The organism is Actinobaculum sp. 313, assembly GCF_003073475.1.
GTDB lineage: Bacteria > Actinomycetota > Actinomycetes > Actinomycetales > Actinomycetaceae > Asp313.
In genome coordinates, this window is the sequence record NZ_CP029033.1 from 1,406,217 (window position 1) to 1,431,534 (window position 25,318).

General features: G+C 60.4%; 25 protein-coding genes and 1 riboswitch. Of the genes, 16 read left to right on the forward strand and 9 right to left on the reverse strand.

Translation table 11 applies throughout. From position 1 onward, the window contains the following. Positions 1–112: 112 nt before the first annotated feature. The 7 genes from fmt (at position 113) to hisG (ending at position 6,529) form a co-directional block, all read left to right on the forward strand. Positions 113–1,033, forward strand: coding sequence for a methionyl-tRNA formyltransferase (gene fmt, locus DDD63_RS06085; RefSeq protein ID WP_108715617.1), 921 nt, complete (start codon positions 113–115; stop codon positions 1,031–1,033). Beyond that, positions 1,030–2,436: a transcription antitermination factor NusB gene (locus DDD63_RS06090; RefSeq protein WP_108715618.1), complete on the forward strand. Its 1,407-nt coding sequence runs from the start codon at positions 1,030–1,032 to the stop codon at positions 2,434–2,436. The genes fmt and DDD63_RS06090 overlap by 4 nt, the downstream gene beginning before the upstream one ends. Before the next feature lie 56 nt (positions 2,437–2,492). Further along, entirely contained in the window at positions 2,493–3,161 is a 669-nt protein-coding gene (gene rpe, locus DDD63_RS06095) for a ribulose-phosphate 3-epimerase (protein WP_108715619.1), read from the forward strand. 104 nt (positions 3,162–3,265) lie between these two features. Continuing rightward, positions 3,266–3,384, forward strand: a riboswitch (FMN riboswitch). A gap of 70 nt (positions 3,385–3,454) precedes the next feature. Further along, on the forward strand, positions 3,455–4,207 hold the full coding sequence (locus DDD63_RS06100; RefSeq protein ID WP_108715620.1) for an ABC transporter permease: 753 nt from the start codon (positions 3,455–3,457) through the stop codon (positions 4,205–4,207). A gap of 165 nt (positions 4,208–4,372) precedes the next feature. Beyond that, a complete protein-coding gene (locus tag DDD63_RS06105) occupies positions 4,373–5,365 on the forward strand; it encodes an ABC transporter substrate-binding protein (protein ID WP_240611191.1) in 993 nt (330 codons plus the stop codon). Positions 5,366–5,411: 46 nt separating this feature from the next. Beyond that, positions 5,412–5,675, forward strand: coding sequence for a phosphoribosyl-ATP diphosphatase (locus DDD63_RS06110; protein WP_108715621.1), 264 nt, complete (start codon positions 5,412–5,414; stop codon positions 5,673–5,675). Between the two features lie 8 nt (positions 5,676–5,683). Further along, positions 5,684–6,529: an ATP phosphoribosyltransferase gene (gene hisG, locus DDD63_RS06115; protein ID WP_108715622.1), complete on the forward strand. Its 846-nt coding sequence runs from the start codon at positions 5,684–5,686 to the stop codon at positions 6,527–6,529. 176 nt (positions 6,530–6,705) lie between these two features. Here the strand turns inward: hisG and DDD63_RS06120 are convergent, their stop codons facing one another. Next, complete coding sequence (locus DDD63_RS06120) at positions 6,706–7,830, reverse strand: DUF3866 family protein (protein ID WP_205647368.1); 1,125 nt, start codon at positions 7,828–7,830, stop codon at positions 6,706–6,708. A gap of 37 nt (positions 7,831–7,867) precedes the next feature. On the opposite strand from DDD63_RS06120, the gene DDD63_RS06125 reads away from it, so the two are divergent. The 7 genes from DDD63_RS06125 to DDD63_RS06150 all read left to right on the forward strand — a co-directional run bounded on the left by DDD63_RS06125 (position 7,868) and on the right by DDD63_RS06150 (position 16,250). After that, on the forward strand, positions 7,868–8,905 hold the full coding sequence (locus DDD63_RS06125) for a WYL domain-containing protein (RefSeq protein ID WP_108715624.1): 1,038 nt from the start codon (positions 7,868–7,870) through the stop codon (positions 8,903–8,905). Beyond that, positions 8,902–9,918 (forward strand): WYL domain-containing protein, encoded by a 1,017-nt coding sequence (locus DDD63_RS06130; protein WP_108715625.1) that lies wholly within the window; start codon positions 8,902–8,904, stop codon positions 9,916–9,918. The genes DDD63_RS06125 and DDD63_RS06130 overlap by 4 nt, the downstream gene beginning before the upstream one ends. 28 nt (positions 9,919–9,946) lie before the next feature. Next, positions 9,947–10,315 (forward strand): hypothetical protein, encoded by a 369-nt coding sequence (locus DDD63_RS12240; protein WP_164505474.1) that lies wholly within the window; start codon positions 9,947–9,949, stop codon positions 10,313–10,315. Further along, positions 10,312–11,223, forward strand: coding sequence for a diacylglycerol kinase family protein (locus tag DDD63_RS06135; protein WP_164505475.1), 912 nt, complete (start codon positions 10,312–10,314; stop codon positions 11,221–11,223). Before DDD63_RS12240 ends, DDD63_RS06135 begins: the two co-directional genes overlap by 4 nt. Continuing rightward, positions 11,223–13,832, forward strand: coding sequence for a DEAD/DEAH box helicase (locus DDD63_RS06140; RefSeq protein WP_108715627.1), 2,610 nt, complete (start codon positions 11,223–11,225; stop codon positions 13,830–13,832). Before DDD63_RS06135 ends, DDD63_RS06140 begins: the two co-directional genes overlap by 1 nt. A 93-nt stretch (positions 13,833–13,925) precedes the next feature. After that, positions 13,926–15,470: an apolipoprotein N-acyltransferase gene (gene lnt, locus DDD63_RS06145; protein ID WP_108715628.1), complete on the forward strand. Its 1,545-nt coding sequence runs from the start codon at positions 13,926–13,928 to the stop codon at positions 15,468–15,470. Positions 15,471–15,491: 21 nt separating this feature from the next. After that, entirely contained in the window at positions 15,492–16,250 is a 759-nt protein-coding gene (locus tag DDD63_RS06150; protein ID WP_108715629.1) for a polyprenol monophosphomannose synthase, read from the forward strand. A gap of 204 nt (positions 16,251–16,454) precedes the next feature. Here DDD63_RS06150 and DDD63_RS06155 read toward each other — a convergent pair whose 3' ends face one another. The 5 genes from DDD63_RS06155 to DDD63_RS13175 all read right to left on the reverse strand — a co-directional run bounded on the left by DDD63_RS06155 (position 16,455) and on the right by DDD63_RS13175 (position 20,321). After that, positions 16,455–16,811: an RNA polymerase-binding protein RbpA gene (locus DDD63_RS06155; protein ID WP_108715630.1), complete on the reverse strand. Its 357-nt coding sequence runs from the start codon at positions 16,809–16,811 to the stop codon at positions 16,455–16,457. A 442-nt stretch (positions 16,812–17,253) separates the two neighbouring features. Then, a complete protein-coding gene (locus DDD63_RS06160; RefSeq protein ID WP_164505476.1) occupies positions 17,254–17,916 on the reverse strand; it encodes an ABC transporter ATP-binding protein in 663 nt (220 codons plus the stop codon). Then, positions 17,913–19,184 (reverse strand): hypothetical protein, encoded by a 1,272-nt coding sequence (locus tag DDD63_RS12245; protein ID WP_164505477.1) that lies wholly within the window; start codon positions 19,182–19,184, stop codon positions 17,913–17,915. The genes DDD63_RS06160 and DDD63_RS12245 overlap by 4 nt, the downstream gene beginning before the upstream one ends. Further along, a complete protein-coding gene (locus DDD63_RS06165; protein WP_108715632.1) occupies positions 19,177–20,112 on the reverse strand; it encodes a hypothetical protein in 936 nt (311 codons plus the stop codon). The genes DDD63_RS12245 and DDD63_RS06165 overlap by 8 nt, the downstream gene beginning before the upstream one ends. Before the next feature lie 83 nt (positions 20,113–20,195). After that, the gene (locus tag DDD63_RS13175; RefSeq protein WP_276308067.1) at positions 20,196–20,321 is read right to left on the reverse strand and encodes a hypothetical protein; all 126 of its coding nucleotides are present in this window, start codon (positions 20,319–20,321) and stop codon (positions 20,196–20,198) included. A 478-nt stretch (positions 20,322–20,799) separates the two neighbouring features. On the opposite strand from DDD63_RS13175, the gene DDD63_RS06175 reads away from it, so the two are divergent. Further along, the gene (locus DDD63_RS06175; protein ID WP_346426199.1) at positions 20,800–22,302 is read left to right on the forward strand and encodes an Hsp70 family protein; all 1,503 of its coding nucleotides are present in this window, start codon (positions 20,800–20,802) and stop codon (positions 22,300–22,302) included. After that, entirely contained in the window at positions 22,302–22,958 is a 657-nt protein-coding gene (locus tag DDD63_RS06180; protein ID WP_108715634.1) for a TIGR03085 family metal-binding protein, read from the forward strand. Before DDD63_RS06175 ends, DDD63_RS06180 begins: the two co-directional genes overlap by 1 nt. Positions 22,959–23,050: 92 nt before the next feature. Here DDD63_RS06180 and DDD63_RS06185 read toward each other — a convergent pair whose 3' ends face one another. From DDD63_RS06185 to DDD63_RS06195, 3 genes are all read right to left on the reverse strand, one after another. After that, positions 23,051–23,623 (reverse strand): MerR family transcriptional regulator, encoded by a 573-nt coding sequence (locus DDD63_RS06185; protein ID WP_108715635.1) that lies wholly within the window; start codon positions 23,621–23,623, stop codon positions 23,051–23,053. A 267-nt stretch (positions 23,624–23,890) separates the two neighbouring features. After that, positions 23,891–24,646 carry a MerR family transcriptional regulator gene (locus DDD63_RS06190; RefSeq protein WP_108715636.1) on the reverse strand — a complete coding sequence of 252 codons (756 nt, stop codon included), beginning with the start codon at positions 24,644–24,646 and terminating at the stop codon, positions 23,891–23,893. After that, complete coding sequence (locus DDD63_RS06195; protein ID WP_108715637.1) at positions 24,643–25,104, reverse strand: FHA domain-containing protein; 462 nt, start codon at positions 25,102–25,104, stop codon at positions 24,643–24,645. The genes DDD63_RS06190 and DDD63_RS06195 overlap by 4 nt, the downstream gene beginning before the upstream one ends. Positions 25,105–25,318: the final 214 nt, after the last annotated feature.

A 25,318-nucleotide genomic window follows, 5' to 3' on the forward strand; every position in this document is an offset into this window, starting at 1 on the left:
TACTTCACGCGCCCCGTCACATCCATGCGCCGGCGCGATCGATAGCCGGGCGGCACCGATGGCCCAGCACCGCGCTGAAACCCTCGCCGCGCTTAGACGGTACAATCGGCGCGTGCGCATTATCTTTGCCGGGACCCCCGAGACCGCCGTTCCTTCGCTTAGTCGCCTCATAGCGGCCGAGCACGACGTGGTGGCGGTACTCACGCGTGCTCCTGCCCCCGTGGGGCGGAAGAGAACACTGCGCCCATCCGCCGTGCACGAGGCAGCGACCGCGCTCGGCATTCCCGTGCTCACGCCGCGCAGCCTGCGCGATGCGGATATCGGCAGCACGATTCGCCAGTTGGCACCCGAGGCCGTCGCCGTCGTCGCCTATGGCCTACTGGTACCTGCGGATTTGCTATCGGTTCCGCGTAAGGGCTGGATTAACCTTCACTTCTCTCTACTTCCGGAATGGCGTGGTGCCGCTCCGGTTCAGTACGCCGTCGCCGCCGGGCAGGAGACGACCGGCGCCTCCACCTTTCTTCTCGAGGAAGGGCTCGACACCGGACCGGTATTCAAGACTCTTACTGAGACCATCCGGCCCGACGACACATCTGGAACGCTACTGGACCGACTCGCCGAAAGCGGCGCCAATCTGTTGGTCGAAACATTCGCAGCGCTAGAGGATGGTTCCGCCATAGCGACACCACAGCACGGCGAGCCATCCTATGCCCCCACACTCGGCTCCGCGGATGCTCGAGTTGATTGGAAGCAGAGCGCGCAACAGGTCGAAAATATGATCCGCGGATACACGCCCGCACCGGGACCCTGGACCATGCTCGGGGACCTGCGGATTAAACTCGGACCGGTTATTCCGGTACCGGGGACGACGGATCTCGGCCCCGGACAGTTGCGGGACGACCTGGTGGGTACCGGCAGCCACGCCGTGCGCTTGGGAACGGTCGCCCCCGCAGGTAAACGTGCGATGGCGGCAACTGACTGGCTACGCGGCGCGCATTTGTCTCCTTCCGCAGGATTTGAGGTACTAGCATGACGGAACGCCCAAGTGGATGGCATCCGGGACGGAAAAGGACAGACCCGGCCCGTCAGGTAGCTTATGACGTGTTACGCGCAGTGGATGAGGACGGAGCCTATGCGAACCTCGCCCTGCCGCAGGCGTTGCGCCGCGCACGGCTGGGGCGCCTTGACGCGGCATTCGCCACGAATCTGTGCTACGGCACACTGCGCATGCGCGGACGTTGGGATGCGATTATCGGCCGTTGTTCGCAAGGGCGTCGTATTTACGACATTGATCCCGAACTGCTTGATGTGCTTCGGCTCGGATGCCAGCAGCTGCTCGGGCTGGGCACGCCGCCACACGCCGCCATCCACGAGACCGTCACTCTTGCGCGCAATGAATTCGGGCAGGGCGCGGCAGGCTTCGTAAACGCCGTGCTACGCCGAATCAGCGAACGGGCGGATCGGTGGGAGGAGGTCCTGCGCTCCAGCACTGCATCCGAAGAAGAGTTCCTCGCCGTGTGGCATTCGCATCCCCGCTGGATTGTGGAGGAGCTTGCGCAGGCATTGCCTGCTCATGGACGCGATACGGGCGATTTGCCGCAAGTTCTGGAAGCAGACAACGAGCCGGCAAAGGTGGCTCTGGTGGCGCGTGAGATCACCGCCGAACAGCTTGCGGAGAAGATTTCCCGGGCGAAAATGGACAGCGACCCCGGCGTATTGATGCCCACCGCGCGGCTGCTGACAGCGGGTGATCCGCATCGGCTATGGGCGGTGCAGGATGGGCAGGCCGGGGTGCAAGACGAGGGAAGCCAGCTCATTGCGGCGCTACTGGCGCACGCACCATTGGATGGCCCAGACGAGTTGTGGCTTGATATGTGTGCCGGACCCGGTGGGAAGACGGCGACTCTTGCCTCCTATGCCGCGCAGCGGGGAGCTCGTATCCACGCCAATGAGATTCAGGAACACCGGCTCGACCTGGTCATGAATGCCGTCGAGCCTTGGTCCGATCTGGTCGATTTGCGGCTCGGCGACGGACGCGACTTGGGAGCGCAAGAGCCAGGCGTTTATGACCGCATCCTGGTGGACGCCCCCTGCACCGGTGTCGGCGCGTTACGACGTCGGCCCGAGTCTCGCTGGCGGGAGCGCAGCCTTGACGAGCTCACCTCGTTACAGGGTGAATTACTTGCTGCGGCCTTTGCGGCCCTGCGGCCCGGTGGATCGCTCGTCTACTCCACCTGCTCCCCGCTGCGTGCCGAAACACGCGATATCGTGGCGGCGCTCCTTCACCAACACGCGGATGCCGAACTTATCGATGCGGCTCCCATTGCCTCGCGTTGCGCAATACGAGAAGTGGAGAGTTACGACAAGATGATCCAGCTGTGGCCGGATAGGGATCAGACCGACGCGATGTTCATGGCTCTGATCACCAAGAAGTAGAAGGCGGCACGGCATTTACACCCTGCCAGGCCACCGTGCCCGTGTAGGCTTGGCGCATGAGCGTTGTTATTTCCCCGTCCATTCTCAACTGCGATTTTGCCCATCTCGGCGATGAACTTGCGAAGATAGCCAATGCCGACTACGCACATGTAGATGTGATGGACAACCACTTCGTGCCGAACTTGGCTCTCGGTCTGCCCGTGGCCGAGGCCGCCGTCGCCGCCAGTCCAATACCGGTGGATGCGCACCTGATGATCGAAGACCCGGACCGTTGGGCACCTGCCTACGCCGAGATCGGTTGTGCCTCGGTGACGTTCCACGCTGAAGCGGCCGCCGCACCAATTCGGCTCGCCCGCGAGCTCCACGCCCAGGGAACTCGGGTGGGTCTGGCACTGCGCCCGGCCTCCGCAATCGAGCCATATATCGATATACTCCCCGAGTTCGACATGATTCTCATCATGACCGTCGAACCCGGTTTTGGTGGACAGTCATTCCTCGAGTCGATGATGCCCAAGGTTGCCCGCACCCGCGCCGCCATCGAGAACGCAGGCCTGGAAACCTGGGTGCAGGTCGACGGCGGAATCTCCCGTGCAACTATCACTCAGGCGGCCGAAGCCGGAGCAAATAACTTCGTGGCGGGGTCCGCCGTGTACCGAGCGGACGATGCCTACACCGAAGTGGAGGAATTACGACGCCTGGCGCGCGAAGCCTCGCACTCGCACTAATCGCCGGATACCCGGCTTTGCGTGTGGCGGCGCTCCTACCAGCAACGAGACTGCATTTTGAATTGGTCTGTGTACCATACTGTGCAATAATCGCCCTGAACACAAACGTGCTCCGGGGTCAGTGAAAATCTGAACCGGCGGTGATAGTCCGCGACCCGCGCAAGCGGCTGACAGGGTGGAATCCCCTGACCGACGGTTAAAGTCCGGATGGGAGGCGCACGAATCGCGGCCACGCGCCAGCGCGGCCTTCGTCCGTCCTCTCTGCCCTGCTGCAGGATGGGAAGGTACGCCGGATGGGTTTCAGGCGAGGGTGGCTCCCGCCGCTGGAATTCGGGTTAGCGCTGCTCGCATTGTGGTGGGCGTCGTCCACTTTCGCGCTTGTCGATCAGCATTTTCTTCCCACCCCGCAGTCCGCCGTTTCTCGTCTGCTCTCCGGCCTGCAATCGGGATACCTGTGGCGGGCACTGTTGGTAACGCTCAAGGAGGCCGTTGCCGGTTGTGTGATCGCCGCTGCTATCGGTATTCCACTGGGATATGCCATCGCCAAGTCGCGCGTTTTCTCGCGCATATCACAGCCCTATCTGGCCGCTTCACAGGCGATTCCCGCAGTGGCCATCGCTCCGCTGTTGACCATCTGGATCGGACACGGCCTTGCTTCCGTGGTCGTTCTGTGCACGATTATGGTCATCTTCCCAATTGCGGTGTCTACATCGGTTGGCGTGCGGCAGATCGACCCGGAGATTATCGGGGCGGCCCGACTCGACGGTGCCGCCGGCCTGACACTCATTCGACGTATCGAGGTACCGCTGGCCGCACCGACAATTCTCTCCGGAATCAGAACCGGCTTTACACTCTCAATCACCGGTGCGATTGTCGGAGAAATGGTGATGGGAGGTGAGGGACTCGGCCTCCTGCTCGGAACGGCACAACAATCATCGGATGTAAAGGGACTCTTTGCCATCATTATCCTGTTGGCGATCAGCGCGGTATCGATCTATGGCACGTTGCTGCTGGTCGAGCGTCGGGCAAATTACCTCATCAGTTAGGCGCGGCATCCTGGATGACTCCCGCACGGGTCCTCCACTGCGCTGTACCGCCCGGAAACCCGCCACACCGAGACCCGCCGATCGGAATCGATTCGGCCCCCTCCAGCGAGGCCGCCGATCAACGTCACACAATCACATCTTCCCCACACTAGAAACGAGTCAGCAGTGAAGAAACAGATCCTCGCCATTATGGCAGCCTGCCTCTTGGTACTCAGCGCCTGCTCTGGCAGCAGCGATGCAGCGTCCACCGGCCAAACACAGGCCTCGTACACCATTGGCCTGACGTATGTGCCGGACGTTCAATTCGCTCCCTTTTACGTCGCCGCCGAGCAGGGATATTTCGACGACGCCGGTGTGGACGTCACCGTGCGCAATCACGGCGCACAGGAATCGCTCCTCGGCGCACTGCAGTCGGGCGACGAGGATATCGTCTTCGCCGGAGGAGACGAGGTGATGCAGGGACGTTCCACCGGAATCGACGTCGTCAACTGGGCGACCATGTACCAACAGTATCCGGTGACGCTTATCGTGCCCGAAGACTCCGCGATTCAATCGGTGGCGGACCTTCCCGGCCACAGCGTCGGCCTACCGGGCCAGTACGGTGAGAACTATTACGCACTTCTCGCCATGATGAACGCTGCGAATCTCAGCGACGACGACGTCGACGTGCAGTACATCGGCTACACGCAAGCAGCGGCGTTGAAGTCGGGGGAGGTTGATGCGGTTATAGGCTTCATTAACTCGGACGTAGTCGCCATCGAGAACTCGGGAGTGAAGGTACGCACAATCGACATGGTCGACGGCGGCCTTCCGTTGGTCGGGGTTGGACTCGCCTCGCTTTCCGATACCTTGTCCGGCAGCGAGGCCGATTTCTTGAAAATCCTCTCCGCGCTGGAGCGGGCCGTTGATTTCTGTGAAGAACATCCCGAGGAGGCACTGAACATCACCGAAAAGTACGTTCCGGCTCTGGCGGAAGAAGACGTTCGTGCCACGGCTGCCATCACGCTTGACGAAACCCTGCAGCTCTACACGGGCGCAGACGTGTTTGGATCACAGAATGATGCACAGTGGACTGCGATGGCCGACTTCATGCAGGACAATGGGCTACTCGAAGAAGCCGTGCCCGCCAACGAGGCCTATGTGGCGCTGCGAGATTAGCTGGACCGCTCCGAGGACGCGAGCCGCACAGCGGTAGGCTATACCCGTGAAGACTTTTGATGAGCTGTTTGCCGAACTCAGTAGAAAGGCTACTGAGCGCCCCGCAGGATCGGGCACCGTGGCGGAATTAGACGCGGGTGTGCATGCCATTGGGAAGAAGATCGTTGAGGAAGCCGGTGAGGTGTGGCTGGCGGCCGAGTACCAGAGCGATGAGGAACTGGCCGAGGAGGCCTCACAGCTCATGTACCATTTGCAGGTCATGCTGATTGCACGCGGCCTGACTCTCGATGACATTTACCGCTATCTTTAGGATTCTTCATGCTTCGTATTGCTGTCCCCAATAAGGGCTCTTTGTCCGAACCGGCGTCCCAGATGTTGCGCGAGGCGGGATACCGGCAACGTCGTGATTCACGCGAGCTGGTGCTGACCGACGCGGAGAATGATGTCGAGTTCTTCTTCATTCGCCCGCGTGACGTTGCGGTGTACGTTGGCGCGGGAACAGTCGATGTCGGAATTACCGGACGTGATCTTCTCCTGGACTCCGGCGCCGCCGCGGTCGAACACCGTGCCCTCGGCTTCGCCCGGTCAACGTTCCGTTTCGCCGCTCCGAAGGGTACCTGCTCCACACTGGAAGATATTCGAGGCAAGCGGGTTGCCACCTCATACGACAACCTGGTGAGGTTGTTCCTCGAAGAACGCGGAATCGATGCAGCCGAAGTTCATCTGGATGGCGCGGTAGAGTCGTCTGTTCAGCTGGGTGTGGCTGACCTTATTGCCGACGTCGTCGAAACTGGAACCACGCTGCGCACCGCAGGTCTGGAGGTGTTCGGCGAGCCAATCCTGCATTCCGAGGCCGTGCTCATCCGCGGCAAGGATAGGGAGGAGCCGGAAGGTCTCGAAACGCTTGACCGCCGTCTGGAGGGCGTGTTGGTTGCCCGGCAATACGTCATCTTTGATTATGACTGCCCGGCCGCACAGTTGGAAGAAGCGGTGAAGCTGACCCCGGGACTGCAGTCGCCAACTATTTCACCTTTACACGAGGTCGGCTGGTACGCGGTTCGCGCCATGGTCCGCCGCGACGATATGAATCGCATCATGGACGCGCTTTACGCGGCGGGTGCGCGTGGTGTCATTGTGACGCCCGTGCTTGCCTGCCGGATCTAGCCGACGCAGCGCTGCGAGGGGAATCAACGCGGTTCTCTTCCGAAGCCACCGGTTGCTTCGCGTTGTCGTGTCTCGCGGTTTGCATACCGGCGGGCACGCGCACGGCATCTACCCTCGTCGCGGTGACCGTGCCGACGGCTTGGAGCCCTAAGACTCACGACGACGCACGTCCCCGCCTATTGCCGATCCGTCAACTCGGGTAGGAGTTGCGCCGCGGCGTAGCCGGCCACGCCCGCGGCAAGGAATGCGAGCGGGTCTTCGCGTAGCCCCCGTCCCATGGTGCGGAGATTCACCGGCGAGGCTTCCAGGACTTCCGTCAAGCCGGTCGTCGCAATATCGCGGCGTTCCAGGCGTGGACAGGCAAAGAGCTCGCTGAACTGCCGAGAAATCTTTGTCCGAGTGCCGGAGTCTACCAAGGTGCTCAGTTCATCCGTCGCATCGAACTGCGGCACGGGGCACAGGACGGGGGAGAGGGCCACTCGAGTCAGAGCGGTGGTCGTGTGGTGCGACAAACCGAAGTGCCGATCGCGTGCATCGCCACTGGACATGCGGAGCAATCCAATGGCGCGCCCTTCGAGCGTATGAACGGCGTTGATGATGTCACCGACGCGTGTTCCGGAGAATCCCCAGCGGGTCCCCGTGCCCAGGTTTCCCGGTCCTTGGGTGACGATTGCCAGATCGGCCCGCCACACCAGGCGAGCCGCCAGCAAGGCGGTGTGAATGTTCACGGATTCGAGTTCGCCACCGAAAGCCTGGCCGGAGGAAATCGTTCCGAGAATGTCCCCGGAAACGGTTAAGGCGGCAGCGACCTGTGAGAACCACGCCGGAAGCGCTCCGCCGTCGTCCATGATGTACGCGATACGAGCATGCGGCCGGTGCGCGTGCACCGCGGCAACCACGGCTGGCAGGGTCGAATGCAGATCCGCCACCACCACAGGCATACCGGCGATTGAGTCGGCCTGTGCGAGCAGGTCGTGGTATGGAGACTCCTGCTCATCGACCCCGAGAGTCATATACTGCAGCGGCGTATAGCGCGCCTTTACAATATGCCCCGGCGCGGGTGGCGGATCAGCGGGAAGTCGGTCGGGAAGGGCAACCACCATGAGATAACCACCGGTGCCCAAGCCGCGGTGTACGGCCGATGCGCTGAGCAGCGCGCGATCTCCTACCCGGGGCGTGCCGACGAGCCGGCGATAAGCCAGCGCACGGTACTCAGATCCATCATCAAGCTCAACCTGGCATTCTTGAGACTCTCCCCAGGCACGCCCAAGTGAAACTATCCGACCATTACGCCACATCATCACGGCATTAAGGGTACCTGTCTATTACTCTTGATGTGTGGCAAGTACATCACGGCAGAGCGCTGAGAGGCGGCAGCGCAACGAGAGGCAGCTTTCCCTGCTGGCCGCATTGTCAGCGCGCGGTGCACTCACGAAGGACGATATCCGTGCCCTGACCGTCTATGCCACCGGCTCCGATGCCGCGTTCGGCCGCACCTTCGAGCGGGATCTGCAGCAGTTGCGGCAAGCCGGCTATCCAATCAGAACCGATTCCGAGTACCGCTATCACTATGATGGGCGGGCACCTCTCGCCACGCCGGTCAGTGCGCTGGACGCCGGGCTGCTCCGCTCGATTCTGAGCGGTCTCGACCACCGATCGCCACATATGTCGCTGGCTGCCAGTGGGCTGCAGAAGCTACTGGCCGTGGCGGCAACGGGTGAGGCTAACGCTGAATACCTGCATGCGGGAATTCCTACGGGTGAGAATATCGTGGATCTCGCCCGCGCTGTCCAACTGCGCAGGAGAGTCTCCTTCGAGTATGAGGGAACAACCGGCCCCAAGCGCGATTATCTTCTCGAACCGGCGGAGATCTCCGTGCATTTCGAGGCGTTTTACGTCAGTGGCAGCGCATCGCATTGTCCCGCAGTCAGCTCTTCCGATTCGCTTGAGGACGAGAGCCAAGCCTCCTCATCAGGCGAGACCTGGCACTGGCGCACCTTCCGTGTTTCACGTATTACCGCAGGGAGCTTGCGAGATATCGGGAAGGCGACTGAACAACACCGGCAGGGAACGTCGCCGCAGGGCGTGTTTACCGCCGCTGAAGCCATTGTGGCCATCCGCCCCGGCTGCGCGGTTCCGCTTGCCGCACGCGGCACACCCGTAGCCGCCGGTGGCCTGACGAACACTGGCGGTACGACCAAGCCGCCGGGGGAGGACTGGGAGTACTACCTCTATAGCGACGTTGATCGTCAACGGCTCTTCGAAGACCTCTTCCTCTATGGCCGCGATGTACGGCTTGTTGGAGACGACACGCTTGTGGCGCAGTGGAAGCGGCGAGTTGAACACCTGGCAACACTGAGGCGGGATGCGCAATGACTACCGTCCAGGAGATCGTACAGACAAATGCCATTCTGGTGTACTTGGCAACCATGGAAGACACGGAGGTGACACTCGGCGAACTGGCCGTTCATTTCGCCATGGACTGGCGCGACGTGCTGCGCCTGCTCTGGGACGCCAACACCGTTGATATCCTCGGCATCGCTATTCCCTTCGATCTTTCCCTGCCGGATCCAGTTGACCAGTGGGATGGCGAAGGGCCACAGCCCGGCCCAGATGCGCCGGTTTCTCTTGGAAGGCACGGGGCACTGGACGTTCCCGAGTTGCTGGTCACTTTCCCGGAGACGATTATTCTCACTGCTCTTCTCGACGCCGTTCTCGCGGTGACACCACCAGGAAGCGAGGCGCAGGCCTTGCAGAACACCCGGCAGCATCTCACGGAGGCTGCCTCGCAGGCGGGATATGGCGCGGCGTTCTGGGCACCACCGCAGCGGCTAATCCCGGGGGATCGCCTCGAGGCTATTACCAGCGCGATTCGACGCCGACAGCATCTTCGTATCACCTACTACCACCCGGGAAAGCCGCGTGGAGAAGTGGTCGATATTGTGCCCTGGGAGATCACGACCGGTCACACGCCCGTCTTACGCGCCTCTCGCGCAGGTTCCGCGCGCAGCTACCGACTAGACCGGATTGGCGACGTCGAGCCCGGCGGCGCCGTCAAGCGTTCGGAGGGTGCCGCGACGCGGCGTTCTCTGATTCAGGAAGACCGGGAGGCACGGCACGACGCCCGGGTTGGGGAGGCGCGGTGGACGGATGGAGGCCAGGAGGTGCTACTGCGCTTGGACCGTCCGGGATTGTGGGCGGTGGAGACACTGCCGGGAGCACGATGGCACAGGGAAGGCGATGTGCTCGTGGTTCGATTCCGCTCCCGCTCGGATGATTGGCTTGCCTCCTACCTGATCCAACTCGGAACGGCCGTATTGAGTATTGAGCCCGACGACGTCGCCGCACGCATGTCAGCGCGGTTCGAGGAAATTCGAAATACCTTCTAGCAACAAGCTGAGGACTACGAAACACACCGTGAAACTGTTGATTACTCTTCTTGTCGTGGCATTGCTCGCCTCCTATGCGGCCGTAACTGTGCGGCAACTCTGGCGATCAGTAAAGAAACTCGGCCGTGCCGGGGGCTCGCTCATCGATAAGTGCAGCGGGTTGAGCGCACACCAGCAGGCCGTGGCACAGCCGGTGGCCCCGCTCAGCCGTGATTCCGCCCGTACCATTCGTGCGCGGATTCGCATGCAGCGCATGCAAGCCAAGAGGCGGCGGCTTGACCGCGCATCTGCACGTTGGAGTGACGCAGCCGGGCTCAAATGCTCCGGCATGTCACGCCACACATCCGTCCAACAACCTCCTCCCACCGCAACGCGCAGGCAGGATGCGTCGGCATGAGGATAGGGGTTGCCAGTAATCCTTCCAGCGGCGCTGGAAGGGGAGCACGCTACGGAACACAGGTACGCTCTCTTCTTGCCGTGTACGGGGCGACTATCGTCGAGCTTTCGGGGCGCAACGCCGCGGAGTGCCTAGCGGCTGCCCGCAGCGAGGTCCTCGCCGGAAATCTGGACGCACTCTTCGTCGTCGGCGGTGATGGCATGGTCCATATAGGAGTCGAGGCGCTGGCCGGGACACACGTACCCTTGGGAATCATCTCGGTAGGATCCGGCAATGACATTGCACGCGAGTTTGGACTCCCCATCCGTAACGTGCCGAGAGCCGTACACCGGGCCGTGACGGCTCTACTAGCCGGGCGCAGCCGCGCAACAGACACCATTGAGGTCACGCATCGCTCCGGGAACGCACACGCGCTGGCCGTTCTGTCAGCCGGTATTGACGCGGCTACAAATCTGCGCACCAACCAATTGACCTGGCCGAAGGGAAACCTGCGCTATGCCCGCGCACTTTTCCAATGTCTGACCGAATTCTCACCCTACGGACTCGAAGTCGAGGTTGATGGCAAGGTCGCCAGCGGTGCGGCCACGCTCGTTGCTGCGGCCAATACGCGTTTCGTCGGCGGAGGGATGAATATTGCTCCCTCTGCTCGCACGGACGATGGCCTCCTTGACATTATCATTGCCCGTGCTATGTCCGTCCCTGAGATCGTGTCGCTGTTTCCGCTGCTCTACGGTGGGCGGCATATCCATGCCAAGGGTGTTCATCTTCTACGCGGGCAACATATTCGAATCAATGCGAAACCTTCGGCAGGTGCACCGGCACCGACCGCCATGGCCGACGGTGAAATCATCGGCGAGGTGCCACTGAACATCTACTGTCGACCCGGATCATTGGAGTTGCTAGTCTGATGGACCACGATGCCCTTCTCACGGACTACATGGAACGCTACGCGGCCCGTGGGATACACCTCGACGACTTCCAAGTGGCGGCCTGCCGCGCACTCAGCGCCGATCACGACGTTCTTGTCTGCGCTCCCACCGGTTCCGGTAAGACTGTGGTGGCCCACTATGCCGTTGAACTTGCCTTGGCCACCGGCCGTCGCTGCGTCTACACCGCGCCGATCAAGGCACTGTCGAACCAGAAATACACCGAGTTGACGCGGCTGCTCGGACAGGAGAACGTCGGGCTGCTGACCGGCGACACCGTGGTGAATCGAGAAGCACAAATCTTGGTTGTCACTACCGAAGTCCTGCGCAATATGTTGTTGCAGGGATCGGACACCGATCACTTCGGGTACACCATTTTAGATGAGGTCCACTACCTGGCCGACCGTGATCGCGGACCGGTATGGGAGGAGATCATCCTGTCCCTACCGGAGACGGTCAGGCTGGTATCCCTCTCCGCAACGATTGCCAACACCGATGAGCTGGTTGCCTGGATGCGTTCCGTGCGCGGCGAGACGGAGTTGATAACCAGCGAGGTCCGCCCGGTGCCGTTGAGCCAGTTCGTCTCTGTTGGCAACAAGGTCTACCCGTTATACGCCGACGACGGCGTCACACCCTCCCGAACACTGACCACAGCACTGGCGAGAGCCGAGAACGACCCGCGCGGGCGAAATCGCCGCATCACTGCGGGCGAGCGGCACCGGCTCGTCAACTACCTGTCCAAGCACGACATGCTACCGGCCATTGAGTTCATCTTCTCCCGCAAGGGATGCGACGAAGCAGTCGCCGCACTCCAACGCCGCGGTGTCACGCTGACATCAACGCGCGAGCAGAAGGAAATACGGCAAGAGATCGCAACGCTACGTGAGACGCTGAGTGCCTCTGACCGCCGCGCCGTCCGCTTTGACAGCTATACACGTGCCTTGCTCAACGGCTTTGGTGCACACCACGCAGGGGTATTTCCCGCCCTCAAGGAGTTGACTGAGCGTCTGGTCGAACGAGGTCTTATCCGGCTCGTGTATGCCACCGGAACACTGGCGCTTGGTATCGACATGCCAGTACGCACGGTAGTGGTGGAAGAACTGCGCCGCTGGGACGGCAGCGACTTCGTCGATATGACCGCTACCGAGTACACGCAGTTGATCGGCCGGGCGGGGCGACGAGGTCGAGATACGCATGGCAACGCGGTAGTGCTTGCCGATGCGGAGCTTGATCCCGAGCATCTCGCGGACTTGGGCTCCGGACGTCTGGAACCGTTGCTCTCGGCGTTCCAGCCTTCATACAACACGGTGATCAATCTGTTGGCACAGCGCAGCTATCAAGAGGCGCGCCAGCTCATGGGGTCCAGTTTCGCTCAGTTCCAACGCGACGCGGACCTGGGCGAAGTAGAGGCACGTCGCGTGCGGCTGCGCCGGCGTATTGTCGCTGAAGAAGAGCGCCTGGAATGCGATTTCGGCGATCTCGTTGGTTATCTTCGCCTACGTGGCAGCGCGGGTCGGGCGGCAAAGTCCGCCCGGAAGGCCGCTAAGAAGGAGTATCAGCGGCGTATTGCGAAGAGCTTCGACGCCGCAACTACGGGCAGCCTGTATGCCTTTGCGCGCGACGGTGAACTGTTCTACGGTGTGGTTCTATCCGCCGAGCGTCATCGGTTACGAATCATCGACTGGTACGGGCAGATGTCTTGGCTACGCGTAGACGCATTATCATCCGAGATGCGCGCAGTCGGCCGCGTGGAGCTCCCACATGGACGGTCGTTACGCTCACCTCAAACTCGCGAACAGGTGGCCGATGCGATCCTGGCTGCAGTTCAGGAGCGTTCCGATCTTGGGGTTGACCGTGATCTGCTGGAATCCTGGTCGCGGTTCGCGGTACCCGATATTCCGGAACTCGCCTCGCACCCCTGTGCAGCCTGTCCCGATATAGCCACACATATCCGTGAGGGAGAAACGCTGCTTTCGCTGGATGGGCGACTGCAGGAGTTGAACGCGTTGTCGGCATCGTACGTCGATTCGGTAGGTCGGGACTTCGATAACACGGTCGGCGTTCTGCGCGAACTGGGCCTGCTGCGGTCCGACGATGTCGGCACCGCCCGCCTGGGCCCTGGGGCAGCGTTGCTGCGGCAATTGCATATCGAATCGGATCTGCTCCTTTACCAGTGTCTGGCTGCGCTGCAGGAGGGAGAGGTTGACGCTGCTGGCATGGCGGGCTGGGCCTCGATGTTCCTTGTGGATGACCGAATGGGCACAAACCTGCCGCAGCGTGCTAACCTGCGAACTCTGTCACTTCGGGCCATACGAGAGGCGGAGTTCCTGCAGACGGTCGAGCAGCGGCACTCGATACAACGCACCGCTGCTCCAACGCCCGGATGTACAGACCTTTTCGCCCTGTGGGCAAGTGGGGCCGATCTGGAAACGTGCCTGCGTATGGTGCGCTTGAGTGCCGGTGACTTTATTGCCATGGCGCGTCGTCTGGTTGATCTGCTGGGGCAGATAGCCTTGGCCGGATCTGGAACGTGGATCGAAACCACCGCATTCGAGGCTAGGCGTCTCGTTCGTCGTAGTGAGCTTCTTTGAGCGCTACGGCAAGTTGCGGATGAATTAACCAACGCGGTGCGTGATCGGGGTGGCGTGGCAGCAGTTCGCGCACCGGCCGGTAATCTCTAAGGGATGAAGATACACCACTGGCTATGGGCCGTCTTCGCAGCACTCGGTGGTGGACTATGCGTGTACACGTCATTTGCTCCACTGGGCTGGTGGCCCGCTGCTTTTCCGGGCATTGCCCTGCTGATAATCGCCTTGGAGGGACGATCTTGGTTAGCCTCCTTCGGCCTCGGCTTCGTGTTCGGAATGGCGTACTTCCTGTTCCTGTTCCACTGGGCGTACATTGCTGCCGGCATCGTTCTGGCACAGGTCGCCCTGACAGCCGTAGAGGCGCTGTACCTCGCGGTTCTTGCGGTTATATGGCAGGGGCTGCTGCGCGGCAGGATAACCGGTCAGGTGGTGTGGGTTCGTGCGCTCGTTCTCGCCTTGAGTTGGGTTGCCATGGAGCAGCTACGCTCATCATGGCCTCTGGGTGGCATGCCGTGGGGCGCCTTGGCATACGGCCAGGTCAACGGCCCGCTGTTACGGCTCGCGCCCTGGGGTTCCACCCAGCTGGTTGCGTTGCTCGTCATCAGTATCGGCGTACTACTCCACTGGGCGATTTTCAGAGGCACCGCAGGACGGCACGTCACGGCTACCGCGAGCCTGCTGGCCGCGGCGGCGCTGATGATCACCCCCGCGTTTCTGCCACTGTCGGCCCGCGCAGAGTCATATATCACAGTAGGCTTTGTGCAAGGCGAGATCCCCGATGAGAGCAGGTTACCCGAAGGTGTCTCGCGGGCCTTAACGGTCACACAGAATCTCGTCACTGAATCGGCCGAGATCGCCGACGGGGGAGCGGAGATCGTGCTGTGGCCCGAATCTGCTTCGGATCGAGATATCCGTAGCGATCCCGATGCGCGCCGTCTGATGTTGCAAGCTTCCTCAAGCGTCGGTGTACCCATATTGCTTGGCACGCAGCGCTATCCCGAGGACTATCGGTACAACGACTACGTGGTGTGGATGCCCAACGGCGAAATCGCCGATAGTTATACGAAGCAGCACCCGATTCCTTTCGGTGAGTACATCCCGGGGCGCAAGGTGTTCCGCTCGATAACCTCGGCGGTTGACCGGGTGAGCGTCGATATGCGCGCCGGGACCGAGCCCGCGTATGTTGATGTTGATCTTTCCGCCGGGAAGGTGCGCATTGCGGTACCCATTTGCTTCGAGGTTGCCGTCACCCCAACGGTTTCCGAGGCGGTTGACAACGGCGCGCAGCTGATCGTAGTTCCTACGAACAACGCGTCCTTCGGTGATTCCTCGGAGTCCTTGCAGCAGTTCGATATGACGCGATTCCGTGCGGTGGAGCAGGGGCGTACCGCTATCCAGGTCTCCACTGTAGGTATCTCTGGAATTGTGGAACCGAACGGCGTGGTACGGGAAACCACCGAACCGTGGACCGCCGATTCTCGGGTGGCACGAGTTGGGCTGCGATCCTCCTTAACACTGGCGACACGCTTCACCGACCAGATTTGGATCACCTGCTATGCCGTCGGTGTCGCCCTTGCTGCGCTAGCATTGCTACAGCTCGTTCATTCGTGGCACACGCGCCGCACCCATGCGCGTGGCTGACCGATACCGAAAGGGATCTCTGTGCGCGTCCTTGTCATTATTCCGACTTATAACGAGGCGGAGTCGCTGCCGCCTATCATTCGCCGGGTTCGTAACGCCGTTCCCGATGCGGATGTTCTCGTCGTCGATGACGCCTCGCCCGATGGTACCGGTGAAATAGCTGATCGCATTGCCGACGGCGATGGCCAGGTCTCCGTACTGCACAGAGCGGGTAAGGAGGGGCTCGGGCGTGCGTATATCGCTGCCTTCCGCCTCGCCATGGAGCGTGCATATACCCATGTGGTAGAGATGGATGCCGATGGTTCGCATCGCCCGGAACAGCTTCCCTTGCTACTTGAACGGGCCGCGATGTCCGACCACCCCGACCTGGTGATAGGTTCTCGTTATGTGCGTGGCGGGCAGACCGTCGGTTGGCCGAAGTCGCGCGAGGCGCTCTCACGGGCCGGAAATCTTTACGTGCGACTGTGGCTGGGCGTTCCCGTGCAGGATATCACCGCCGGTTACCGCGTCTATCGGGTCGCCATGCTGCAGCGACTCGATCTCAACTCGGTAGAATCAAAGGGTTATTTCTTCCAGACCGATATGACCGACCGCGTCAACCAACTGGGGGGACATATCGTTGAGATGCCCATCAGCTTTGCCCAGCGTGAGGTGGGGGAGTCGAAGCTGTCCGGTGCGGTATTCACGGAGTCCCTGAGCCGGGCCACCAAAATGGGGCTGCGGCGTAGGGGAGGGCAGCTCAAGGCCTTCGGGCAGAGCATCCGTCGAAAGCGCAAATAGGTACCTATCCGGCGTCGAAGTATTTCAATCACGTAGCTGGCTTCCACGTTATGTCACGAGCCAGATATTATGTCTGAATGGCGTCTATATTATGTCAGTTTTTATGACAAAACGTGGCCTGAGTTCGGCTTTTATCTACTAGTGGTGCAGTTGCTTAGGCGTGCTGCTGGCCGAGGCGGCCAGCAGCACTCTATGGCAGCGTCGCTACTTACGCCGACGTCGCATCCGCAGCTTGCCGGAGCGCAGCAGTTCAAGACGTTCGTCCAGAAGCACTTGCAGCTCATCCTCGGTGCGACGTTCCATTAGCATGTCCCAATGAGTACGCGGAGGCTTGACCGGTTTCTCTTCCTCCAGCTCAACCTGATCTCGCAACTTACCTTCTTGACCACAGCGACATTCCCACGTTGCGGGAGGCTCCGCATCCAGGGCCATGGCCACACCGAATTCGTGCCCATTCGGGCAGTCATACATCACCTGCTTGCGGTCGACAAAAGCGACACCTTCATCGGTCTCCAGAGAGTTAGCGCCAATCTTCATTCCGCGCAGTGAACGCTCGGCCATGTTGTTCCTCCTTTGTTTCAGCACTCGATTTTATCGGGCGGATTGTCGCCGGAGTGCGCTCAGTTGCGATAACGGTGTTCTAACGCGGCAAATTCCAGCTGAGCGGCTATGCGCCCCTTTTCACAGCATGCCGATAATGTACATTATGTCAAAACGGCCGAGCGGATACGTGCGCCGCCCGTCTGCAGCATCAGTCGCTTATCCCCTGCCCATTGTGTGCATGGTCCTGCTCCCGGAGGTTGCGGTCGTGCTCCTAGCGACATTCTCACCTACGGGCGCTCTCGCGATCGTCGCGATCGGCGCGGTACGACTTCGGGAGCTTAGTGTTGCTGCGGCCGCCTGGAGCGGCTGCACGGTCCGAGGGAAACCGGCCGAGCAACCAGAACGAATGCAAGTGCCTCCCAACACCGATGCGGCTTGCCGCTGTCGCTTGTATACAGGTTCAGCGGATGTGCGTCTTTTCGAGGCGCCTGTCCTCGAGTTGGTATTGCACCTCGCACTGCGCGGCAACCGTGTGGTTATGCGTGGCGATAATGAACACCGTGCCCGTTTCCTGTAGCGAACGGAAGAGCGCTAGGATCTCAGCTTCAGTAGCTTCGTCGAGGGCACCGGTTGGTTCGTCCGCCAGGATGATCTGCGGTCTCTTCGCCAATGCACGGGCAATCGCCACCCGTTGCGCCTCTCCCCCGGAGAGTTTGTCGACGCGTTTTCGCTCGAATCCTCCCAGTCCAACGCGTTCCAGGCATCTAGTGACGACGTCCGCACGCTCCTTTCGTTCGGCAACGGCTAGGGCGACGTTCTGCGCTACGTTGCGGTCTGACAGCAAATCATAGTGCTGAGAAATGACGCCAATATGCTTGCGCCGGTACCTCGCCATCTCGGTGCCTTTCTTTTCCAGCTGGCTACCTTCGAAGGCGTAAGTGCCGCTGTACGCGATATCGAGCCCAGCCAGGATGCGCAGCAGTGTCGTCTTGCCAGAGCCGCTGCGCCCCAGGATTGCTACGGATCGTTCGGACTCTATCGCAAAGCTCAGGTCATCGAACAGTACCCGCTCGCTACCGTCCGGCTCCTTAAAGTTCTTGTAGATTCCATTGAGTTCTATCACTTCGCCTCCCGGGTAGAACGTAGAACGCGTAGCACCATGCCACGCTGAATAGTCGTATCGAGAAAGGCGATACCGAGCAGCAGGAGGCTGGCCCCCATGAGGGCAAGATCGTCCCTGTTTGGCAGGTTTCGGGCGACGAGTACCAACAACACGAAGGCGCAGGCGTATTCGAGCAGCCAGAAGCGCCGATGTTGCGCCACAACGCGAGCGTCCTCAGCCCCAAGCATTGCCCACACCCGTGTTTTTGCCTCACGTCGCCTGCTCAAGAATCGATTGAGTACGTACAACACTACGCATGCGGCAGCGATGATGACTAGTTCCAACCCGTGGAGCAGCCCGCGGTTGTCCTCAATCAGCTGACGCATAAAACCGAGTTGTACAAGGAATATGGGAGCATTCGTCAAGGTGAAGTCCGTAAAACCACTCCGCTCCCCTATGGCATTGAGTCGCCGGAACACTTCCTCCGAGCCAACCGACTTCGGGACGGCGATATCGCTGTTAATCATGGCAACAGCCATGATTCCACAGAAGTGAGTCTCAAGTTCAGCGCATCCGTTCAGTCGCGGCGCACGTGGGATCAGAATATGCCGGTCGAGATAGAAGTTTGGTTCCCCTTGGTACGGGATAGATGAGTTCTGCTCTAAGAATCCGACTACCTTGAACTTCAGATTCGAGTACATCCATCCTTCAATAATGTCGCCAACGGCGTAGTACGGCTTGAAGTCGTTTCCGAGCAGCACCGGAACGGTGCCCGATGCATAATCGACATCCTCCCAGGGAAGCTCCTTTCCGTCCTGTGCACGCAAGCCGTAAAAGTCAAAGGCCTGCCTATTCATCTGCACGGACTTCACATCCAAGACGGGCCGACCATTCTCATCTTCGTAGAATCCAAACGATGAAAGATCGGTGCCATAAGCATGCTCGAAGGTCTCATCGCCACGGAACTGAACTTTGAGCAGAGCCTGGTTGAACACCGAGAGCATTTTCAGGGTTGTATCTGCATTCAGCTGGTCATAGAACTCGGCGATTTCGGCAACACGATGGGGCGAGTTTGTCGCCTCGGAGAACAGCTCCGGTTCGGCGAGCATGTCGACAACCGTAAACATGTTGTAATCGAGTTGCTGCGTCAGGTTTCCCTCAATGGCCATATCCGTGTTATGCGAAAATGACTGCAGGTTGTACACGCTCAGACAGACCAGAAGCACAATAAGCGCTTTCAATGCGGTTATTGGACCATTTCTACGCAGGTCATAGAATAATTCACCCATCAGCGCGCAGCCCCTTTCCGCTTAGTACCAACGGTGTCATGGTCGCCAAAAGAACAAGGCAGAGGGCGGCGACTCCTATGACCGGCGTTAATATCGGCAATGGCAAACTTGTACCCGCATGGACGACGAGACGCTGCGCGGCGGCGAAAGTCGCACCTGAAAGGCATGCTACAACAGCCAGCCTTCTGGCAATGTACAGCCTGCGTGAGAACCCCAAGAGGTGACTGACACGGCATTGCTGCACGTGTTGACTGCCGTACAACCAGCCCGCAAACAGGTAACTCAACGCAGCCAACAGGTATCCCACCCCAAGGAGTACCGGCGTGACGGTATCGACTGTGGTGCGCCGCGCCACGCCATAGTCGAAGGCCTCCAATACAGCACCCGGTTCGATCTCGCGGTACCGCGTTGCCGCCTCTGAACCGTCAATAACAATGCTGCGCGCGGAGGTTGCACTGAAGAGCTCGTTGTCCTTCACCACAATCTCGTTCTGCAAGGCACCTCCGCTTTTCGTTCCCAGCACACCAACCACTTTGTACTGCTCATTCTCAAGTGTCACGTACCGTTCACCATTGCGCTGCTCTGTCTCAATATCGGAGCCCACAAGCGCCTCCCGGAATGGGGAGTTTGTGAACCCGGTGCCGTCGTGCACTGGAAACGGGAGCTTTGTTATGTCGTTTGCAGCAACGACACGCACATTCTCATAGGCTTCCAACTCGCTGAAGACCCGGGCATCGTCGCCAAGTTTCTTCATCTGTTCCAGCAACTCCGAAGAATCGCTTTTGAGCAGCACCGCATCACTCGTGTACAGATGACTGCCCTCAAGTAGCAGCGATTGCTGCCGAAACCAGTACTGCCCCAGTAGCGCAACAAGCGCCGATGCCGTAGCGATGATAAGAAGAACCGATATGGACTTAGCCCTAGCCATGCTTCACCGTAACCGCCTATCTCAGTACGAGCCCTTGGGTCCCCAATACGCCCAACATGCGCGATATGAGGACCCACAGCGACTCACTTGCCGTAGTAGGTACGAGCCCTGCCAATTCCGCCGCTCGGCAGATTCGGGTTGAAGGCCTTCCACTTCGTCTTGGCTTCCGTACCATGCCATCCCCACTGCTGGCCGGAAGTGGTAATCACACCGCTGTACGGAGCCTGGTGTTCAAGCCGTGCGGTGGTGTAATGGCAGCGACACCGCTGATTCGACGCTTCACATGTTCCTCCTTCGTTAGAGTTACCAAGATGACTCGGTCCACGGTTTGTGAACAATGTAGCTCACCTTGTTGAGTATAGATGTAGCGTACCCTTACCTGCAAGCCCTCGACGAGACTCATCTCAGCTGCCCGCGAAAGTCGTTCGGTGCCTCATCTGGAAAAGGCCTCGAAAGTCGCGGACGCCATAGGGGCAACTTGTCGCGTTTGCGTGTGAACGATCAGGGAGCTGCGCGCAAAAGTTGCTGCTCGCACAGTGGTGCAAGCAGAATCATGCCACGCGACCCGAGCAGTGGTTCCTACGCCATATGCGCAGTTCTCATTGCACGGCTCAAACGTGCCGCGTTGTGAATCTAGTCCACAAGGTGAGGCTATCTCGGCTCGCAACCGCAAAGCGCGATAGCCTCATGACTATGAGACTTGGCGTCGACTTTGGAACCACACGTACGACTGCCGCCGTCGTCGACCGCGGCAACTACCCGGCTCTCACCTTTCCGGATGCCGACGGCGATGCGCAGGGCTACGTCCCTTCAATCGCCGCTGAGGTGGATGGACGCTTGGTGTACGGCCACGAGGCGGCAGCCGCCGCACGGCGAGGTGCCCCACACCTACGCTCCTTTAAACGGCTCTTATCGAGCGCCGGCGTCACCGAAACCACCTCCACCCGGGTCGGTTCAATCGAATTACCCCTCATCGACCTCGTCACCGGATTCCTTGCTCATGTTGGGGAGGCAATTCGCGCCGAACTCCAGCTCGATGAGAACGACCTACTGGACGCCGCAGTCGGCATTCCCGCTCAGGCGCATTCCGGGCAGCGCCTGCTCACTCTCGAGGCATTCCGGCGCGCCGGCTTCGACGTCGTCGCGATGCTGAACGAACCCTCCGCTGCCGGCTTCGAGTACACGCATCGCCACGCACTTACCGTCACCTCACGCCGTACCAAGGTCCTCGTGTATGACATGGGAGGCGGCACCTTCGATGCCTCCCTCGTAGCGGCCACGGGTACGAATCACGACGTCCTCGCATCCATGGGTGATAACGAACTAGGCGGCGACGACTTCGATGTAGCACTCGCAAAGTTGGCGGTCGAGCGCTCCGGGGCTCCATTGCCCAATGGCCAGTGGGACGCGTTGGTGGACGCCGCACGTGAGGCGAAGGAAGCACTACACCCCCAGTCGCGGTACATCACGCTTGAGGTGGGCGGCGCCCCGCTTGTCATTTCGGTCAAGGATTTCTACCAAGCGGTTGCCCCCTTCGTCACTACCACTATGGCCACGGTGGAGGCACTACTGTATGGCGAGGGTGAGGTTGAGGAGAGTTTACCTCGCGATCTCGCCGGACTATATGTGGTTGGTGGCGCTTCGGAGCTCCCGGTGATTACCCGTATGCTGCGTGAACGCTATGGCCGACGCGTACACCGCTCCCCTATGACAGCAGCATCGACCGCGGTTGGCTTGGCCATTGCGGCCGATCCCGAGGCGGGATACACCCTCACGGATCGCCTGTCGCGCGGTGTGGGCGTGTACCGCGAAGAGGAGAACGGAGCGCGCGTCAATTTCGAGTCTCTATTGACACCCGAACTGCGTACCAGCCTCACGGATCCAGTGACGGTATCGCGCACCTACCGGGCCGTCCACAACGTCGGCCGTTACCGCTTCGCCGAGTACACCTTGGATGCCAACGGACTGCCGCGCGGAACAGCCATCCCACTCGGCGAAGTGCTGATGCCCTTCGATGCGGCCCTGCGTGGTACAGACGTCGAACTCAAGAGTGTGCCCGTGCAGCGCATTGGCAACGGCCCGTTGATTGAGGAACTGTGCACCGTGGATCCGACCGGCGTCGTCACGGTGACGTTGCGCGACGTCGAGGCAGACTTTGAAGTATCTCAGACACTCGGCAAGGCTGACTAGTGAACGGAGGCAACCTGCGTTTCGTTACTGAAGAGCGGGCCGCGCTGACCACAACTCTGGAACAGTTCGGCCCCGACGCACCGACCTTGTGCGCCGGATGGACCACACGCGACCTGCTGATTCATCTCATTGAACGCGAGATTTACACTGCTGCCGGGCTGGGATCCCGCCTCCCCGGCCCGTGGCGCAAAAAGGCCATGGCCCGCCTCGCATCCTTGCAGACCACCGACTACCCGAGTTTAGTGGCACTCTTTCGCGATGGCCGTCAACGCTACTCGCCCCTACGCTTGGAGGCGCTTGATAGCGCCATGAACACAATCGAATATGCAGTTCATCACGAGGATGTTCTACGCGCCGGTGAGAATCCACAGCGTCGGACTCTGAAACCCGAAGCCCAGCAAGTGATTTTCCGGCATCTGCGGCCCCTGACACATACGCTCCTCGGTCGCTCCCCTGTGCGCGTGCGGATCGAGTCCCCCGGTTACGGCCACTTCACCGTTACGACAACGCGAAGACATCAGGCAGAGGTCACTGTTATCGGCGAACCGCTGGAGATTGCGTTATTCGCATTCGGCCGCGAGCAGCACGCAGCAGTCTCACTGCGCGGAGCAGGCGACGCCGTCGCCCTTCTTCGTGCGGCGCAACGCGGTTTCTGACCGGCAGCTACTCAAGCAGGTCTTCGCCAAAACCGGAGTTGGCAAGGCAACGCAACTTCCCTGGCGGCGCTGATCTTCGCGCGACGCCGCTATCACATGGCGTTGCGCTTGGCGGCACGCCTCTTGGCAAGTTCATCCTCCACAACGACCGCGCCTTCCTCCTCCGCGCGCTCGGTGGGTAACTCGCTCAATGAGCCTTCGACTTCGCGCCACACCCGGCCGACAGCGATGCCGAAGACGCCTTGACCGCCGCGTACAAGATCGATGACCTCGTCATCCGAAGTGCATTCGTACACCGACGCACCGTCGGACATGAGCGTAATCTGTGCCAGATCATCAACGCCATATTCCTGCAGCTGCGAAATGGCCAGCCGGATTTGCTGCAGCGAGACCCCTGTATCGAGCAGACGCTTAACCACCTTGAGCACGAGGATGTCGCGGAAGGAGTAAAGACGTTGACTCCCAGAGCCGCGGGCATTGCGAATGGTCGGAGACACCAAGCCGGTCCGATCCCAATAGTCAAGCTGTCGATAAGTGATTCCAGCAGCGCGGCATGCAATCGGTCCACGGTAACCCGTCTCCGCGTCGAGATCAGGTAAAGGGTCGCCAAAGAGCATCTGCTGCGCACGCTGCTTCGCGGCTTCGTGTGCCGTCGCGTCGCTCATTCTTGGCCTCCAGTTAGTAATTCTTCGCGCGGGCGAACCGATCCTCGCGCGCCAACGAGTTAACGATATAGCAAGACAGTGACAACAGGCGCGCACAGTCTCGGCGTGTCTTAACATCAAGTTGAACTTGAGGTTAAGCACATCGCCCTTCTGCTCAGAATACGCCTCGAACGGGGAAAAGCGCCACACTTTGCCCGCATGGACACTTCCGGCATCCGCCACGATTTCCATCGGCAAGTGGACCGCGCATCCCGCCCGCAAGACCGGCTAGCGCATTTCGATCTCCACGTTTTCCGCCAACAGTGCACGATACAGCTGTGAAACCAGGGCAGAACTCTCGGCTGCCTGTGCAATGGCTCGCTCCCCCGCTACCGGAGATGTCCGCACCGGTTGTGAGGCAAGAGAATTCGTGATCATCACGGCATGTGCATGTGCGGAGGTACGAACTGTCCTGACTTGACGTAAGTCGTACCCCGCCTGCCGCAGAATGGAGGCCAGCCGCACAATCTCCGGCGCCTGAGCGGTCAACCGGCCCCGCGAGTCAGCCTTGAGGATCCCCGCCTCGACCATCTCATCAATCTCGGCCACCGAGACACCTGTGAGCTCGGACACCTCGGCCAGCCGTAGCCTGGTTCCAGGCTGCGGACGGCGTAACTCGCCGTCGTCGATAACACGCATACGCCCAGGATGTACGTCCACCGGTTGTTCGCCGGCGTCCAGTTGCCGGAGCAATTCACCGATCTGACTCAGCGGCAGATAGCGGTCACGTTGCTCTGTCAAGATGAACCGCAAGCGCTCAATATCAGCTTCGGAAAAGAGGCGCTGATTGGATGCAGTGCGATGCGGATGAATGAGTTCGATGGACTCGTAGTGGCGGATCTTGGATACCGTGAGCAAAGGGAAGTCTCCGGCAAGCCGCGAGCGCACCTCACCGATTTTGAGTACCGGATCGTGCGAAAAGTCCTGCGGCCACGTCAACGGCTCCTGGGATGACCGTGCCGCACGCGATGCGGCCCGGATCATGCGTTAGCCCGTGACGGGTAAAAGGTCAGCCGGAACTTCCCGATCTGGATCTCGTCGCCGGTGTGGAGGATGCAGTCATCGACCCTCTCGCGATTCACATAGGTGCCATTGAGTGATCCGGAATCACGCACGCGGAATACATTCCCCTCGCGGATGAAACGCGCATGTTTGCGGGAGACCGTGAAATCGTCCAGGAAAATATCCGTATGCGGGTGCCGCCCCGCGTACGTCTCATCCGAGTTCAAAAGAAAACGTGCCCCCGAGTTGGGCCCGGACAATGCAATCAGCAACGCCGACCCCGCCGGCAGCGAGTCAATTGCTGCGATCTCCTCCGGCTTGAGCCCTCGCCGCGAATCCGAATCAGCAAGCTCGGGAGCAGAGCCAAGAGCGGTGAACCGGGACGTTGCGGTAGGGTCAGCATTGCCCGATAAACGCTGTGGGTCGAACTGCTCGGACATATATGCCCCTTTTCTCCTCCTTGAGGCGCGCCTTCCTCGCCTCGAGTAACAATCGTATAACGGACAAGGGCCAGAGGCCAATACGGATAGACAGTTTTCGTTATGAGCCCATTCCCGCCACGCAAAGTGAGAACTTTCCCAGCGCGACTTCTCAGTACGACCTCTCTTTTGCAGACTCATCCTCGTGTCGTCCAAACCCGTCACTAGTTCGCAC

Coding starts and splice junctions, on each gene's coding strand:
- DDD63_RS06090 (WP_108715618.1), top strand. CDS start 1,030: ATGACGGAACGCCCAAGTGGATGGCATCCGGGACGGAAAAGGACAGAC.
- rpe (WP_108715619.1), top strand. CDS start 2,493: ATGAGCGTTGTTATTTCCCCGTCCATTCTCAACTGCGATTTTGCCCAT.
- DDD63_RS06100 (WP_108715620.1), top strand. CDS start 3,455: ATGGGTTTCAGGCGAGGGTGGCTCCCGCCGCTGGAATTCGGGTTAGCG.
- hisG (WP_108715622.1), top strand. CDS start 5,684: ATGCTTCGTATTGCTGTCCCCAATAAGGGCTCTTTGTCCGAACCGGCG.
- DDD63_RS06120 (WP_205647368.1), bottom strand. CDS start 7,830: ATGATGTGGCGTAATGGTCGGATAGTTTCACTTGGGCGTGCCTGGGGA.
- DDD63_RS06130 (WP_108715625.1), top strand. CDS start 8,902: ATGACTACCGTCCAGGAGATCGTACAGACAAATGCCATTCTGGTGTAC.
- DDD63_RS06135 (WP_164505475.1), top strand. CDS start 10,312: ATGAGGATAGGGGTTGCCAGTAATCCTTCCAGCGGCGCTGGAAGGGGA.
- DDD63_RS06140 (WP_108715627.1), top strand. CDS start 11,223: ATGGACCACGATGCCCTTCTCACGGACTACATGGAACGCTACGCGGCC.
- lnt (WP_108715628.1), top strand. CDS start 13,926: ATGAAGATACACCACTGGCTATGGGCCGTCTTCGCAGCACTCGGTGGT.
- DDD63_RS06155 (WP_108715630.1), bottom strand. CDS start 16,811: ATGGCCGAGCGTTCACTGCGCGGAATGAAGATTGGCGCTAACTCTCTG.
- DDD63_RS12245 (WP_164505477.1), bottom strand. CDS start 19,184: ATGGGTGAATTATTCTATGACCTGCGTAGAAATGGTCCAATAACCGCA.
- DDD63_RS06165 (WP_108715632.1), bottom strand. CDS start 20,112: ATGGCTAGGGCTAAGTCCATATCGGTTCTTCTTATCATCGCTACGGCA.
- DDD63_RS06175 (WP_346426199.1), top strand. CDS start 20,800: ATGACTATGAGACTTGGCGTCGACTTTGGAACCACACGTACGACTGCC.
- DDD63_RS06185 (WP_108715635.1), bottom strand. CDS start 23,623: ATGAGCGACGCGACGGCACACGAAGCCGCGAAGCAGCGTGCGCAGCAG.
- DDD63_RS06190 (WP_108715636.1), bottom strand. CDS start 24,646: ATGATCCGGGCCGCATCGCGTGCGGCACGGTCATCCCAGGAGCCGTTG.
- DDD63_RS06195 (WP_108715637.1), bottom strand. CDS start 25,104: ATGTCCGAGCAGTTCGACCCACAGCGTTTATCGGGCAATGCTGACCCT.